Annotated in this window: 13 protein-coding genes; 7 read left to right on the forward strand and 6 right to left on the reverse strand. The window is 65.0% G+C overall.

Annotation, left to right across the window (positions count from 1 at the left end):
- The first annotated feature begins 100 nt into the window (after window positions 1–100).
- Window positions 101–1,216: a molecular chaperone DnaJ gene (gene dnaJ, locus AC1DVS_RS09990; RefSeq protein WP_478022543.1), complete on the forward strand. Its 1,116-nt coding sequence runs from the start codon at window positions 101–103 to the stop codon at window positions 1,214–1,216.
- A 39-nt stretch (window positions 1,217–1,255) separates the two neighbouring features.
- On the opposite strand, the gene AC1DVS_RS09995 is transcribed toward dnaJ, so the two are convergent.
- The gene (locus AC1DVS_RS09995; RefSeq protein ID WP_478022545.1) at window positions 1,256–1,948 is read right to left on the reverse strand and encodes a glutathione S-transferase family protein; all 693 of its coding nucleotides are present in this window, start codon (window positions 1,946–1,948) and stop codon (window positions 1,256–1,258) included.
- A gap of 149 nt (window positions 1,949–2,097) precedes the next feature.
- On the opposite strand from AC1DVS_RS09995, the gene AC1DVS_RS10000 reads away from it, so the two are divergent.
- The gene (locus AC1DVS_RS10000) at window positions 2,098–2,949 is read left to right on the forward strand and encodes a sigma-70 family RNA polymerase sigma factor (protein ID WP_478022547.1); all 852 of its coding nucleotides are present in this window, start codon (window positions 2,098–2,100) and stop codon (window positions 2,947–2,949) included.
- A 54-nt stretch (window positions 2,950–3,003) separates the two neighbouring features.
- Here the strand turns inward: AC1DVS_RS10000 and AC1DVS_RS10005 are convergent, their stop codons facing one another.
- Genes AC1DVS_RS10005 through purB form a run of 3 tightly spaced genes read right to left on the reverse strand, consistent with a single transcriptional unit; the run spans window position 3,004 to window position 5,642 of the window.
- Window positions 3,004–3,150 carry a hypothetical protein gene (locus AC1DVS_RS10005; protein ID WP_478022549.1) on the reverse strand — a complete coding sequence of 49 codons (147 nt, stop codon included), beginning with the start codon at window positions 3,148–3,150 and terminating at the stop codon, window positions 3,004–3,006.
- 51 nt (window positions 3,151–3,201) lie between these two features.
- Window positions 3,202–4,347: a serine hydrolase domain-containing protein gene (locus tag AC1DVS_RS10010; RefSeq protein ID WP_478022551.1), complete on the reverse strand. Its 1,146-nt coding sequence runs from the start codon at window positions 4,345–4,347 to the stop codon at window positions 3,202–3,204.
- Complete coding sequence (purB, locus tag AC1DVS_RS10015; RefSeq protein ID WP_478022553.1) at window positions 4,344–5,642, reverse strand: adenylosuccinate lyase; 1,299 nt, start codon at window positions 5,640–5,642, stop codon at window positions 4,344–4,346. Before purB ends, AC1DVS_RS10010 begins: the two co-directional genes overlap by 4 nt.
- A gap of 208 nt (window positions 5,643–5,850) precedes the next feature.
- Between purB and AC1DVS_RS10020 the strand changes: the two genes are divergently transcribed.
- A complete protein-coding gene (locus AC1DVS_RS10020) occupies window positions 5,851–6,411 on the forward strand; it encodes an EF-hand domain-containing protein (protein WP_478022555.1) in 561 nt (186 codons plus the stop codon).
- Window positions 6,412–6,480: 69 nt separating this feature from the next.
- Here the strand turns inward: AC1DVS_RS10020 and radC are convergent, their stop codons facing one another.
- The gene (radC, locus tag AC1DVS_RS10025; protein WP_478022556.1) at window positions 6,481–7,164 is read right to left on the reverse strand and encodes a RadC family protein; all 684 of its coding nucleotides are present in this window, start codon (window positions 7,162–7,164) and stop codon (window positions 6,481–6,483) included.
- Window positions 7,165–7,275: 111 nt separating this feature from the next.
- Here radC and AC1DVS_RS10030 point away from each other — a divergent pair, with 111 nt between their 5' ends.
- From AC1DVS_RS10030 to AC1DVS_RS10045, 4 genes are all read left to right on the forward strand, one after another.
- Complete coding sequence (locus AC1DVS_RS10030; protein ID WP_478022558.1) at window positions 7,276–10,452, forward strand: intermembrane phospholipid transport protein YdbH family protein; 3,177 nt, start codon at window positions 7,276–7,278, stop codon at window positions 10,450–10,452.
- 47 nt (window positions 10,453–10,499) lie between these two features.
- Window positions 10,500–10,682 carry a YnbE family lipoprotein gene (locus AC1DVS_RS10035; RefSeq protein ID WP_343890729.1) on the forward strand — a complete coding sequence of 61 codons (183 nt, stop codon included), beginning with the start codon at window positions 10,500–10,502 and terminating at the stop codon, window positions 10,680–10,682.
- Window positions 10,682–11,062, forward strand: a complete 381-nt coding sequence (locus AC1DVS_RS10040) for a YdbL family probable chaperone protein (RefSeq protein WP_478022560.1) — start codon at window positions 10,682–10,684, stop codon at window positions 11,060–11,062. The genes AC1DVS_RS10035 and AC1DVS_RS10040 overlap by 1 nt, the downstream gene beginning before the upstream one ends.
- Before the next feature lie 168 nt (window positions 11,063–11,230).
- Window positions 11,231–12,043, forward strand: coding sequence for a DUF2189 domain-containing protein (locus AC1DVS_RS10045; protein WP_478022562.1), 813 nt, complete (start codon window positions 11,231–11,233; stop codon window positions 12,041–12,043).
- A 13-nt stretch (window positions 12,044–12,056) separates the two neighbouring features.
- On the opposite strand, the gene AC1DVS_RS10050 is transcribed toward AC1DVS_RS10045, so the two are convergent.
- Window positions 12,057–13,535, reverse strand: coding sequence for an FAD-dependent oxidoreductase (locus AC1DVS_RS10050; RefSeq protein ID WP_478022564.1), 1,479 nt, complete (start codon window positions 13,533–13,535; stop codon window positions 12,057–12,059).
- Window positions 13,536–13,696: the final 161 nt, after the last annotated feature.

Below are 13,696 nucleotides of genomic sequence, written 5' to 3' on the forward strand. Positions count from 1 at the left end.
GAAGTGGGAATCCCGCTTCATTTTCTAGTCCTTATAGGCGAGAAGAGCAGCGAGACCCCCGCGTTCATGGGGGTGACGGGACAGGGGGCGGGGGCCCGAGATGACGACCGAAGTTGATTTTTACGAACTGCTTGAATGCGAGCGTACCGCTGACGAGGCGACGCTCAAGGCGTCCTATCGCAAGCTCGCGATGAAGTATCACCCGGACAAGAATGACGGGTGCAAGGATAGCGAATCGCGCTTCAAAGCGATCAGCGAGGCCTATGACTGCCTCAAGGACCCGCAAAAGCGTGCGGCCTATGATCGATACGGCCACGCCGCCTTCAGGAACGGCGCGGGTGCTGGCGGCGGCGCGCAGGATTTCGGCGGCTTCAGCGACATTTTCGAGAATATCTTCGGCGAGTTCATGGGCGGCGGCCAGCGTGCCTCGCGCGGACCGCGCCGCGGCGCCGATCTGCGCTACGACATGGAGATCACGCTCGAAGACGCATTCCGCGGCAAATCCACTGAAGTGACGGTCGATGTGTCGGCCGCCTGCGATACCTGCAAGGGCACGGGCGCGACCCCGGGTACCAATGCAAAATCCTGCGGCACCTGTGCCGGCCATGGCAAGGTCCGTGCGCAACAGGGCTTCTTCGTGGTCGAGCGGACCTGCCCGATCTGCCACGGCGCCGGCCAGGTCATTGCCGATCCATGCGGCGATTGTCGCGGCGAAGGCCGGGTCGAAAAGACCAAGACGCTCACCGTCAACATCCCCCCCGGCGTCGATGAGGGCACGCGCGTCCGCCTGACCGGTGAGGGCGAGGCGGGGATGCGCGGCGCGCCTCCGGGCGATCTCTACATCTTCCTCCATGTCGCGCGACACGCCTTGTTCGAGCGCGAGGGCACCACGCTGTTCGCCCGCGCCCCGATCAGCTTCACCACGGCGGCACTGGGCGGTGAGATCACCATCCCGAGCCCGGACGGCGAGCGTCATGCGATCAAGATCCCGGCCGGCGTCCAGTCAGGCCGCGAGCTTCGCCAGCGCGGTGCGGGCATGCCGGTGCTGCAGGGCCGCGGCCGCGGCGATCTCGTCGTCCGGATCGAGGTGGAAACGCCGACCAAGCTCAGCGCGAAGCAGCGCGAACTTCTCGAGCAATTCCGCGCAACCGAAACCGGCGAGCAAAACCCGCAGACAGCCGGTTTCTTCAAAAAGGTAAAGGGCGCCTGGGGCTAGGAGCCGCGCGGAGGATCACCGGCGCGCGGCCCCTTTGGACTACGCGTTCACAGCCTCCGCCTGGGTCTCGACGGGCGCATTTTCGGCAAATCCCTGCATCTGCTCGTCGAGCGCCTCCCGGAATGCCGGCCGCGCCTCGCAGCGCTTGAGGTAGCTGGCGACCGCGGGATGACCGGCGACGATGTCGGTATGCCGGATCAGGCGCAGGCTCGTCGCCATCAGGATGTCGGCGACGGTGAAGCGATCGACCAGATAGTCGCGACCACCCAGCCATGTGTCCAGCCGGGTGAGGCGTTCGTTGACCGCCGCAACCGCTCTCGGGCGGAACAGGCGATCCCACTCGGCGTCGTGCTGGACACGGTCAGCGACCACAAGCTGGTTGATGGGCGGCTCGACAGTATTGAGCGCGGCGAACATCCAGGCGATCGTGTTGATCCTCTGGCGCTCATTTGCGGGAAGGAGCACCTCGTTTTTGAGGCCGATCGCGTAGAGGATGGCACCGGATTCGAACAATTCCATTCCGTCCGCCTTGAACGTCGGGATCTGCCCGAACGGTTGCCGGGCCAGGAATTCCGGCGATTTATGTTCGCCGAATTCCACGAAGTCGACCCCGTAGGACAGGCCGGCCTCGCGCAACGCCCAGCGCACGCGCATATCGCGCACCAGGCCCTGGGCGAAGGGCGGCGCCCAGCGGAATGCCGAAACCAGTCCGTCTTTCATCGTGAGTTCCATTGTCTCGTCCTTTCGTCGACGCATCGGCGCGTCGGAGGGCATGACGGCATGGATCGGCCAAAGGATTCTCTCGCCGCAAAAAAGTTTCACACCGAATCCTTTGCTGTACTCGCGGCGTCTTACGGGCGTTTCATAGAGGAGGCAGGAGAGTGGCGGACGCCCCGGTTGATTGGATGGCGACGATGCGGCCTCAGCTGCACCGCTATGCCGCGCGCATGATGGGCTCCGTGTTCGACGGAGAAGATGTCGTACAGGATGCCATGGTCAGGGCCGCCGAAGCGCTGAAGGCAGGCGCGCATATTGCCCAGGGCGAGGCTTGGCTGTTCCGTATCACGCACAATGCCGCATTGGATGCGCTACGCCGCCGCCGCCGCCAGGAGGCGCGCGACGCCAGGGTGCAGGATGTCGGGCAATCGAGCAGCGATGCGGATCGGCGTTTAGCCGTCGAGGCGAACCTCGGCACCTTCCTTCATGTAGCGCCGGCGCAGCGCTCGTGCGTCATCCTGATGGATGTGCTCGGTCATTCGCTCGCAGAGACAGCTGCTGTCCTGGGCATGACCGTGCCGGCCGTGAAGGCTGCGCTGCACCGCGGGCGAGCGCGGTTGCGTGCGCTGGCTATGTCGGAGAATCCGGCGCCGTCATTGCCCACGGCTGACCGACACCGACTGCGTGCCTATGCTGAACGCTTCAACGCGCATGATTGGGATGCGCTGAGGGCGATGCTCGCGGCGGATGTAAAGTTGGATCTCGTGAACCGCGACCGGTTGTCCGGGGCCGCCGACGTTTCGGTCTATTTCACCCGCTATGCGAATTATGCCGATTTGCGTCTCACTGTCGGTGCCGCTGAAGGCCGGCCGGCGCTGCTTGTGCACCGGCATGGGGCGGAGCAGGCTCAGCCGAGTTACGTCATTCTGATCGACTGGCGTGACGGGCAAATTGCCGAGATTCGGGATTTTTATTTTGCGCCCTACGTCATGGACGGGCTGGACTGGTCGGTCTGATCCAATCCCGCCGGCCTGTCCGCCCCTTTATGCAAGGGGCGGGTGGCCGATGGATCAGAGGTTCACAACCTCGACCACCAGCGCGAAGGCCGTGAGCGCTGCGACGCAGCTCATCACGGTTTCCAGAACACGCATGGTTGGGTCTCCGATGCCGGAGAAGTCCGGCAGCGGCGATATGGATATTGTTACGCGGTTAAGCAATATTGTTGCGCGCCTTCGCAGTTGCAGCAAACGCAATCGCAAGCGTAATGATCAGCGTTGCGGCACCTCATCCAGCGCATGGAGCAGCGCGTTCGCTGCCGCAGCGGCGGATCCATCACCGGTGAGCGCTACGGCGACAAACGCGCGTCGCTCGATCGCATAGGCCACAACCGCATTCGCGCCGGGCGCGCCGCCAAAATGCCCGATCCAAGTCTGGGCAGGCGAGCTTGGCACGTCGATCACCATCACGCCCAAGCCATAATATTGGCCAGCATCGAACATCGGATACAGCGTCCCGAACATTTCCGAGACCGTGGCGGGCTTCAGCAGCTTGCCGCCAAGCAGGGCGGCCCAGAAACCCGACATGTTCTTTGCGCTACCAGCGATCGGCCCTGCGGCCCCAGGCCATCCGGGCTTGATGGCAGGCCCCGTGCCGGCCTGCGCAGTGATCGGCGGCGCAACACCGTCTTCGGCGTCGCCCGGCCCCGGCACCTTCAGCGTGCTGAGCCCCAGCGGCCGGACAATCCGGTTCTCGATGGCGCTGCGATAATCCCGCCCATCGACCTTCTCGATCACCATGCCGAGCAGGTCATAGCCCGTATTGGAATAGCGCCAGGCCGCGCCGGGGCAGAACATCGCGCCGTGCCGCGCGGCGATGGCGACACTCTCCGCTGCCGACCGCCATCGTGGCGCCTTGCGCGCCGCGGCATCCTCATTGGCGCTGTAGAGCCCGCTGGTGTGCTGCAGCAGATCGCGGATCGTGATCGCCCGCCCATTGGGTACCCCCGGCACGAAATCCTCGATCACCGCGTCGAGCGAGAGCCGCTTCTCCTCGACCAGCTGGAGGATGGCGACAGCGATGAAGGTCTTGCCCGCGCTCGCCCAATACAAAGCCGGCCGGTCCGCCGGCGCGCGTTCCCTGCTCCAGCTCCCGTCCGAGGTCACGACCGTCACCGAGATCGCCTGAGCCCCGGTCGCGGACAGGATCCGGTCAAACGCTGCGTCGAGCCGCTTCGCCGTCGCAACCGGAAGCGGCGCGTTGCCGGCCGCGAAGGTTGCGGGCAGCACCGGCGGGTCGCGCCGTGGCGGTCCGGCATACGGCATATGCGCGGCACATCGCACCGGACGATAGCCATCGACGATCAGCGGCGATGCCTGGGACAACGCGATTGCGGCGGCCCAGGCGGCAAGGATCACCCGAACACCCGCGCGAAGATCGTATCGACATGCTTCAGGTGATAACCAAGGTCGAACTTGTCATCGATCTCCGCCGTCGACAGCGCCGCGGTCACCTCGGGATCGGCCTTGAGCAGTTCCTGCAGCGACAGCGCGCCATCCGACTCCCACACCTTCATCGCGTTGCGCTGGACGAGGCGATAGGCGTCCTCGCGGCTCACCCCCGCCTGGGTCAGCGCCAGCAGCACGCGCTGCGAATGGACCAGGCCGCCCATCTTGTTGAGGTTCTTCGCCATCCGCTCGGGATAGACGACGAGCTTGTCCATCACGCCCGTCAGCCGCGCGAGCGCGAAGTCGAGCGTGATCGTCGCGTCCGGCCCGATATAGCGCTCGACCGACGAGTGGCTGATGTCGCGCTCATGCCATAGCGCGACATTCTCGAGCGCCGGCGTCACATAGCCGCGCACCATGCGGGCAAGGCCGGTGAGGTTCTCGGTCAGCACCGGGTTGCGCTTGTGCGGCATTGCCGACGAGCCCTTCTGCCCCGGCGAGAAATACTCCTCCGCCTCGAGCACCTCGGTCCGCTGCAGATGCCGGATCTCGATCGCGAGCCGTTCGATCGAGCTGGCGATCACGCCGAGTGTCGCGAAGAACATGGCATGCCGGTCGCGCGGGATCACCTGAGTCGAGACCGGCTCGATGGTGAGGCCGAGCTTCTCGGCAACATGCGCCTCGACGAAAGGATCGATATTGGCGAACGTCCCGACCGCGCCTGAAATAGCGCAGGTCGCGACATCGGCGCGCGCCGCGACCAGCCGCGCGCGGTTGCGGTCGAACTCGGCATAGGCCTGGGCGAGCTTCAATCCGAATGTCACCGGCTCGGCATGGATGCCATGGCTGCGGCCGATCGTCGGGGTCAGCTTGTGCTCATAGGCACGTCGCTTCAACACCAGCAGAAGCGCATCTATATCGGCGATCAATATGTCCGAAGCCCGCGCCAGCTGTACCGCAAGACAGGTGTCGAGCACATCCGACGACGTCATCCCCTGGTGCATGAAGCGCGCCTCGGGTCCGACATGTTCAGCGACATTGGTGAGGAAGGCGATCACGTCATGCTTGGTCTCGCGCTCGATCTCGTCGATCCGGTCGACCTCGAACGCGCCCTTCTCCCAGATCGCCTTTGCGGCTTCCTTCGGCACCACGCCAAGCTCGGCGAGCGCGTCGGTGGCATGCGCCTCGATCTCGAACCAGATCCGGAATCGTGCCTCCGGCGTCCAGAGGGCGACCATGTCGGGACGCGAGTAGCGTGGCACCATTGCAACTGTTCCTGAAAATTTTCGTTTCTGTTCGTCGTGAATCACCAACGGAGTCGCGACGAGCTGGGCGTTAGCAGGGACGAGGCGAACCTTCAAATCGCTAAGATTTGAACTATCTCGAGTGACGAGGTGTTGAAGCAGGGAGGTACAATGAAGACGGGGTAGCCCGGCTTTCAGTAACCCTGATACACAATCACGGAGAGAAATCATGTTGAAATATGTTCTTCTTGCAGGTGCGATGACGATTTCGGCACCTGCTCTGGCACAGAGCAAGCCAGCTGATACACCAACCGCGCCGACAACTCAGGTCGCCCCTGCGCAGACTGTGCCACAAGCGGCACCTGTCCCCGCGACTCCGGCCGATACCGCCCAGCCGCAGACAGTGACTCCGGCCGATCCGATGGCAGCGACACCGGCCAGCCCTGCCCCGGCGCAGGATGCGCAGGCGGCCACCCAGCAGGTGCCAGCTGATCCGACGGCGCAGCCCGCGCAGCAGGCAGCGGCCGCGCCTGTCTCGGGCGCCGCTCAGATCGCGCAGGTCGTGAACACTGAATTCCCGACCTATGACAAGGACAAGAACGGCACGCTCAACCAGTCGGAATTCGGCTCATGGATGATCGCACTCAAGGAAAAGAGCGATCCTTCGACCAAGCCGGACAGCCCGGCGACCAAGGCATGGGTCAGTCAGGCTTTTGCCAGCGCCGACAAGGACAAGAGCAAGTCGCTCTCTAAAACCGAGCTCACCGGCTTCCTGTCTCAGGGCGCCTGAACTGATTGGCGGAACCACGGTTCCTCCGGGGCGGCCGTCGGACTTTTGGGTCCGGCGGCCGTTCGCCTTTTACATCAGCCCCAAAGCCCTGAGGCTGGAATGGCCGCTCGTGCCCATGATGATGTGATCATGGACGGCGATCCCCATCCTCTTCCCGGCCTCGGCCATGTTCCGCGTCACTTCGATATCGGCACGACTGGGCGTCGGGTCTCCGCTCGGATGGTTATGGACGAGGATCACCGCTGCCGACCCGAGATCGATCGCGCGTCGGATCACCTCGCGCACATAGAATGCCGCTTCGTCGATCGATCCCTCGCTCATCAACTCGTCGCGGATCAGCATGTTGCGCGTGTTGAGATGAAGCACGCGCACCCGCTCGATCGCATGATGTGCCATGTCGGCGCGCAAATAATCGAGCAGCGCCTGCCAATTGCCTAGCACCGGCCGCTCAGCGACCTCGGCACGCAACAGGCGGAGCGCCGCGGCATGCGCGATCTTGAGCGCGGCGACCGACGTCTCCCCCATGCCCGGCATCCGCGCCAGCGCCTCGCCATCCGCGCTCAGCAACCCGCCGATCCCACCGAATTCGGCAAGCAACGCCTTGGCCAGCGGCTTGGTGTCGCGCCGCGGAATGGCAAGCGCGAGCAGATATTCGATCAGTTCATGGTCGAGCAGCCCATCGCCGCCCTGCTCGGCCAGGCGCTTGCGCAGGCGCGCCCGGTGGCCGCTATGGTCTGGTTCGGGAACGCTCATCGTTGTTCGGGGATTAAAGCCTGGGGCAGCGACGCGCAATTGCGCGCGCGAACCGGCGCCCTATGCTGAAACAAGCGTGCCCCGGTGCCGCAATCGGGAGTGACGAGCGGCGTGACGGCGGAAGAAAGCGAAGCGCCGGGTAAACGTCGCGGCTCGCGGCGATGGCAGCGCCTGCGCGCGATCATACTCGGCGTGGCGCTGATCCTGCTCGTCGCGCTGATCGTGTTGTGGACGCAGCGCAAGCCGATCGCCGCCAATTACATCGACAAGACCCTCGCCAGCCACGGCGTGCCGGCGCGCTACAGGATCGCGGAACTCGGTTTCGATCATCAGTTGCTGAGGGACGTGGCGATCGGAGACCCGGCCCATCCCGATCTCGTCGCCGACTGGGTGGAGCTGAGGCTGGGCGTTGGCTTCTCCGGCGCTGGCATCAAATCGCTCCGCGTCGGGCATGTGCGGATGAACGCGCGGCTGATCGGCGGGAAACTCTCGCTAGGCGCGATCGACCGGCTGCTGCCTCCCCCATCGGGCAAGCCGTTCACGCTGCCGGCATTCTACGCCGACATCGAGGACGCCCGGATTCGACTGGTTGCGCCGCAAGGCGTGGTCGGGCTGAAGCTGAGCGGGAAGGGGCAGCTGAATGATGGTTTCCGCGGCCGGCTCGCGGCCGTGTCAGACCGGCTCGATCTTGGCGGTTGCGTCACCGATCGCGTGGGCGGCGCCATGGCGATCCGCATCGACAAGGGCGCGCCGACGATCGAGGGCCCGGCACAGCTCGCAGCGCTGACTTGCGGCGAAACCCAGGCGCGGGGCGGTGGTGCCGATGTGAAGGTCGCTTTGTCCGCAGCGCTGGACCGCTGGACCGGGCAGCTTCGCCTCGGCCTCGCTGAGGTCTGGCATCCGCGAGGAAGCGCGCGCGACATCGGCGGGCTCATACACTTCACCGGTTCGGCGCGGGAAACGTCGGGGGATATCGACCTGCGATCGGGTGGGGTGAGCGGGCCCGGCCTCAACGCATCCGCCATGCGCTTGGCCGGCACGGTCCGGCTTGCCGGCAATGACAGTGTTTTCACCGGTAAGCTGCACAGCTCGGGCACGCGTATCGATGGCGCCGCGCTCAACCGCCTCGCCGTCTATGCAAACAGCGCCGCCGGCACCCCGCTGGCACCGTTGATGCGAAAGCTGACGGGATCGCTGACGCTTGCGGGTCGATCATTCGAAACCGACTCAGATCTCACGGCCAGGCTCGGGAACGGCGGCGGCGCACTCTCGATCGCCTCCGCGTCGTTGAAGGCGTCGACCGGTGCGGCTGTGTCGCTGACCGGCGGCAATGGCATTTCCTACGGATGGCCCGGCCCCGGATTACGGATCGACAGCGTGCTGACGACTGGCGGTGGCGGCCTGCCCGAGGCCAGGATCGACCTCAAACAAGGTGCCCCCGGCGCGCCGGTCACCGGCGTCGCCACCATCCAGCCCTACGCCGCTGACGGTGCGCGGCTCGCGCTGACGCCAGTTACCTTCACCGCGACACCCGGCGGCCTCACGCGTTTCGCGACCCGGGTCACCCTGTCAGGCCCGCTCGGCGATGGTCACGTCGAGAACCTCACCTTGCCGGTGACCGCCTTGTGGGACGGCCATTCCCGGCTCCAGGTCAACCGCGCCTGCGCGCCGCTGTCCTTTGATCGGCTCGCCGTCTCTGGTCTCGCCCTCAATCCGGCGCAGATCACGCTTTGCCCCAACCAAGGCGCACTGGTCCGGCTCGAACAGGGCAGGCTCGGTGGCGGCGCCCGGATCGGTGCGACGCGGCTGAGCGGCGCGCTGGGATCCACTCCGATCGCCATTGCCTTGAACGGTGCCGATCTGCACCTCGCCGGCACAAGCTTCGCGGTTTCAGGCCTGGGGGTCCGCATCGGAGCCCCGGAACGCGTCACCCGTCTGGATTTCGCCACCCTGGACGGCCGCTTGGCCAACGGCGCAATCGCAGGCCGTTTCGCCGGCGGCGGCGGCCAGATCGCCAATGTCCCGCTGCTCCTCTCCGCAGCCGACGGAACATGGGCCTTACGCGGCGGCAAGCTGGATGTGACCGGTGCGCTCCAGGTCGCCGACGCCGCTGCCGAACCGCGCTTCAAGCCGCTCGCCGCGCAGAATGTCTTGCTCACCCTCGCCGACGGCAGGATCAGTACGACAGGCAAGCTGGTCCAGCCGGCCAAGGGCATCGCCATCGCTGATCTCGCGATCGTCCACGATCTCGGCAAAGGCACCGGCCATTCCGATCTGACTATCCCGGGCATCACCTTCGACACGCATTTCCAGCCCGAGGAGCTGACTCGCCTGACCTTCGGCGTGATCGCGAACGTCGCCGGAACGGTGTCCGGCGAAGGCCATATCGCCTGGAACCCGCAAGGCGTGACGAGCAACGGCGTCTTCCGCACACCCGGCACCGATCTTGCCGCCGCCTTTGGTCCCGTCACCGGCATCGCCGGCGAGGTGCGCTTCACCGATCTCCTCAATCTCGAGACAGCGCCCGGCCAGGTAGCAACCGTCAAAACGGTCAATCCGGGCGTCGCGGTCAATGACGGCACGATCCGCTATCAGCTGCTCGCGGGGACCCGCATTCAGGTCGAGGAGGGGCGCTGGCCCTTCGCGGGCGGGACGCTGGTGCTTGAGCCGACCCTGCTCGATTTCGGCCAGAGCCGGGAGCGCCTGATGACCTTCCGCGTGACCGGCATGGACGCCGGCCAGTTCTTGCAGCAATTCGACTTCAAGAATCTGAACGCGACCGGCGTGTTCGACGGCACCTTGCCGATGATCTTCAACGAATCGGGCGGACGGATCGAGAATGGCCATCTCGTCGTCCGGCCAGGCGGCGGCACGATCGCTTATGTCGGCGAGGTCAGCCAGAAGGATGTCGGCTTCTGGGGCAATTTCGCTTTTCAGGCGCTGAAGTCGCTCCGCTACCGCGATCTCGAGATCATCATGAACGGCCCGCTGGCAGGCGAGGTGATCACTGAGGTCCATTTTGCGGGAATCGGGCAGGGGGCAGGGGCGAAGCGCAACTTCATCTTCGACCGGCTGCAGAAGCTCCCGCTCGTCTTCAACCTGCGGATCAAGGCGCCCTTCCGCGGCCTGATCGACAGCGCGCAATCCTTTTACGACCCCAAGCGCCTGATCGCGCGCAATCTCCCCGCCCTGATGGAGGAGCAGAAGAAGCGCGCCAAACCCCCAGCTCCGGTTGCGCCATCCTCCTCGGCGCCCATTCAGCCCCCCGAAAGCAGGAAAGTGCCATGACAGAAACAGGATTGACGAAGCGCAAGTGGAGACCGACGAGTTACCTGATGAAAAGACTGTTCCCGATCATGGCCCTGGGTGCCGCATCAGCAACCGGTGGTTGCGTGAATGTCACCGCGCCCGACAAGCCAATCGTGATCAATCTCAACATCAATGTGACGCAGGAGGTTGTCTATCGGCTCGATGGCGAGGCGAAGACGTTGATCCAGCAGAACCCGGATATTTTCTGATGAAAACCAGTTCCAAACTCCTGATTGCCGCTACCGGCCTCGTGCTTGCAGGCCTGTCGACCGCTGCCGTTGCGCAGCGCGACCCGGCCTATCAGGCAGCGCGCAGCGCCGGCCAGATCGGCGAGCTGCCCGATGGCTATCTCGGCGTGGTGGGCGCGGGGACGCCTGAGCTGCGCGCGCTGGTCAACAGCATCAACATTCAGCGGAAGGCCAAATACACCCAGAGCGCCGCGGCGGGCGCGACGGTCGAGCAGATGGCGTTCACCAGCGGCTGCAATCTCATCCTGAAGACAGCGCCCGGCGAGAAATACCAGACGCCGGCCGGTGAATGGAAGACCCGCACGGCGGCGGCGCCCGAGCGCGATCCGCGTTGCGTCTGAAGGCGGCGTGAGGGCGGGCTAACGCTTAAGCGCGCTCTCCTGGCTTTTTATTCGCTCCGTAAAAGCGTATATTCGCAGACGGCCGAGTGGCCGCATCAAGGGCCACTAAGACAACCGGAAACGCGAGACGGGCGGCGGCCCGCTCTGCCTCGCAAGGAGAGGCTCGCCATGGTTGCCATCGCCCCCGCCCCCGCGCCCACCACCGCCGTCGAGTCGTCGCTCGAGCCGCCGATCGTCCGCGAGATCAGTCGCGCCGATCTGTCCTGGGCATTGCGCGAAGGCTGGTCGGATTTCCTCGAGAAACGCGGCGACATCGTCCTCCTCATCGTCCTCTATCCGGTCCTGATGCTCGTCGTCGCGGCAGTGACGCTCGGCGAAGGGCTGTTCCCGTTGCTGCTCCCGCTGATCGCCGGCCTGTCGCTGCTCGGCCCGATTGTCGCGGTCGGTTTCTATGAGCTCGCCCGCCGCCGCGAGGAGGGCCAGGACGGGAACTGGTCGCACTTCCTCGATCCATTCCGAGGCCAATCGGGTGCGCAGATCGCCTCGCTCGGCATCTTTCTCTGCTTGCTTTTCCTCGCCTGGGTTGGGGTTGCCTGGGCGATCTACCAGGCAACGCTCGGCACGCTTCAGCCCGCCGATCCCGGGACGTTCGTCAGCCAGCTCTTCACCACGCCCGAGGGCTGGGCGCTGATCCTGTTCGGCAACCTCGCCGGCTTCGCCTTCGCCGCGATCACGCTGGTGACGACCCTGGTCTCCTTCCCGCTGCTGGTGGATCGCCCGGTCGATCTCGCTCTAGCGGTCCAGACCTCACTTCGCGCCGCGCGGCGCAATCCCGTCGAGGTCGCGACCTGGGGCCTGATCGTCGCGGTCCTGCTCGCGCTCGCCTGTATCCCGCTGTTCATCGGCCTCGCCGTCGCGCTGCCGGTGCTCGGCTACGCAAGCTGGCACCTCTACACGCGACTGGTGGATCGCGCGGTTTAAGGCTCGCCCGCCGCTATTTGCCGAGCACCCCGATCAGATGCTGGGCAAGCCGGATCGAGAGCGTGATGATCGTGAAGGTCGGGTTGGAGATCCCGGTCGACGCGAACACCGATGATCCGGCGACATAGAGATTGTCGAGCGAATGCACCTTGAGGTTCGCGTCGACCACGCCCTGGGCGGGGTCGGCCGACATCCGCGTCGTGCCGATATGGTGGCCGTTGACGATCAGCTGGCGTTTCACATTCGCCCAGGACGGGAAGTAAACCTCGCCGCCCAGGCCGTTGACGGCGGTCTGGAACAGCTGGGTCGATTGCGTGTAGGTCGCCTCGTCGCGGTCGCTGAGCGCCCAGGTGATATGGGTCTGCGGCTGTCCAAAGACCGGGTCCAGCGTGTCGGCAAGCGTCACGCGGCTATCCGGGTTCGGCGCCATCTCGAAATAATATTGTCCGCCACCGCCCCAGAACCAGCAACTGCCGATGCCCAGCGCCAGCTGCTGATCGGCGCTGGGCGAAAATCTGCCCGAGCACTTCACGCCATTCGCGTCTTCCCATCGCTCCGGCCGGGCGCCGACCAGCGTATTGCCGCCCATCAGCCTGTCCTGGGCGTCATTGAGATAGGGCTTCCAGATCGAGATGACGCCATTGGCCGAAAGCGGATGGCACATGAAATAGCGCCCGACCTGGTCATGCTCGTTGCCGGCGTTGGAAAGCAGGAGCTGGTGCGCGTTCCCCACCGCGCCGCATGCCAGCACGAAGACATTGGCCTGGATGATGAACTGAGTCGCCTTTTGCGGCGGCGTCTGATCATCCATGCTGGCCACGCAGAGTGAGCCGACCGCGCCCTCGGCATGATCGATAGTGAGCAGGCTCGCGTTCAGGATCACATCGACTGAACTCTCCCCGATCGTGATGCCGTCAAAGGTCCGGGTGGAGAAATCCAGGTAGCTCTGGCCGAGATACTGGTACATCTCGGTATCGAAGCCGGGGAGATGCGGCACCTCGGCCCCAAGGACACTCGCCCAATATTCGGCGCTGAAATCATTGCCGTGGAGTTTGCAGAATTCCGCCGCCTGCGCATAATAAGGGTCGAGGTCGGCGCGGTTGATCGGCCAGCCGGGAAAGCCCGGCCGCTCCTGGAACGTGATCGGATCGAGCGGTCGCGATTGCCCGCCCCAATGCGCCGATGTGCCGCCATAGATTCGCTCGCGTTCCCAGGCGCTGTTGGACTGCCCGCTATAAGGTTGGATCAGGAACTGGGGCTCGTTGGCCGCGAACAAGCCATCGGCGGTGCCGTTGTAGAGCAGGGTCTTGTCCGGCCAGCTCGCCTCCATCTCCTGGCTGCGGAAATCGCGGCTCCCTTCGATCAACGTCACCTTCAGCCCGGCCTTTTGCAGATACCAGGCTGCGGTTATGCCGGCCGGGCCCGAGCCGATGATGCACACTTGCGTCTCGACGACGGTGCCGTTCGCGATATCCTTGCCGTTCCTGATCATCGGGCCTCTCCGGAAGAGTCGTTTTAGTTGGCGGCACCGTATCATCGTTCGGAGGGCGCGGGCCGGGCGGGCAGGGGAACTGCCGCCAAATGCGCGCTATCTCTGGCTCGTTGGCGGGCAATTCTCCAAAGAACGGGCTGTCACCGCCGAAGGGCGGTTAA

The organism is Sphingomonas sp. P3_C5 (assembly GCF_056402635.1).

Coding starts and splice junctions, on each gene's coding strand:
- AC1DVS_RS10040 (WP_478022560.1), top strand. CDS start 10,682: ATGAAAACCAGTTCCAAACTCCTGATTGCCGCTACCGGCCTCGTGCTT.
- AC1DVS_RS09995 (WP_478022545.1), bottom strand. CDS start 1,948: ATGGAACTCACGATGAAAGACGGACTGGTTTCGGCATTCCGCTGGGCG.
- AC1DVS_RS10020 (WP_478022555.1), top strand. CDS start 5,851: ATGTTGAAATATGTTCTTCTTGCAGGTGCGATGACGATTTCGGCACCT.
- AC1DVS_RS10035 (WP_343890729.1), top strand. CDS start 10,500: ATGAAAAGACTGTTCCCGATCATGGCCCTGGGTGCCGCATCAGCAACC.
- AC1DVS_RS10045 (WP_478022562.1), top strand. CDS start 11,231: ATGGTTGCCATCGCCCCCGCCCCCGCGCCCACCACCGCCGTCGAGTCG.
- dnaJ (WP_478022543.1), top strand. CDS start 101: ATGACGACCGAAGTTGATTTTTACGAACTGCTTGAATGCGAGCGTACC.
- radC (WP_478022556.1), bottom strand. CDS start 7,164: ATGAGCGTTCCCGAACCAGACCATAGCGGCCACCGGGCGCGCCTGCGC.
- AC1DVS_RS10050 (WP_478022564.1), bottom strand. CDS start 13,535: ATGATCAGGAACGGCAAGGATATCGCGAACGGCACCGTCGTCGAGACG.
- purB (WP_478022553.1), bottom strand. CDS start 5,642: ATGGTGCCACGCTACTCGCGTCCCGACATGGTCGCCCTCTGGACGCCG.